The sequence below is a fragment of the Pauljensenia sp. UMB3104 genome, assembly GCF_030217285.1.
GTDB lineage: Bacteria > Actinomycetota > Actinomycetes > Actinomycetales > Actinomycetaceae > Pauljensenia.
The window spans coordinates 1-330 of the sequence record NZ_JASONN010000139.1; the positions used below are offsets into that span (position 1 = coordinate 1).

Genomic DNA, 330 nt, shown 5'->3' on the forward strand with positions numbered 1-330 from the left:
GTGCGCGTCTGCGTCATCCTGGGTTTCGTCCTCACCGGAAGTATGTTGTACCTGCCGCCGTTGGCCTGGCTTGCCAGCTTTTTTGATCCGGACGGTAACCCGCCCGCAGTCGCCATAAACTTGGCCTTCCTCTCCGCGCTGCTCTTCGTCGCCCCGTTCGGCATGCTTGCGTTCCTGTGCGCCCTCCTCGTGCGCCTCTTCGAGAAGGGCACAGAGAGGGATCAGGAGCGCTCAGAATGACCATGCGCGTACCGCACGAGGTCACGTGAGGTTGCCCCGGCCTAGTCGTAGGTCGCAAGCACCCGTGCCTCCCGTCGGGCACAATGGACC

At 63.3% G+C, this 330-nt stretch carries 1 pseudogene; it reads left to right on the forward strand.

The features are described 5' to 3' along the window. Positions 1 to 240 (forward strand): annotated as a pseudogene (locus QP415_RS11090) (hypothetical protein); the annotation flags it as partial. Positions 241 to 330 lie beyond the last annotated feature (90 nt).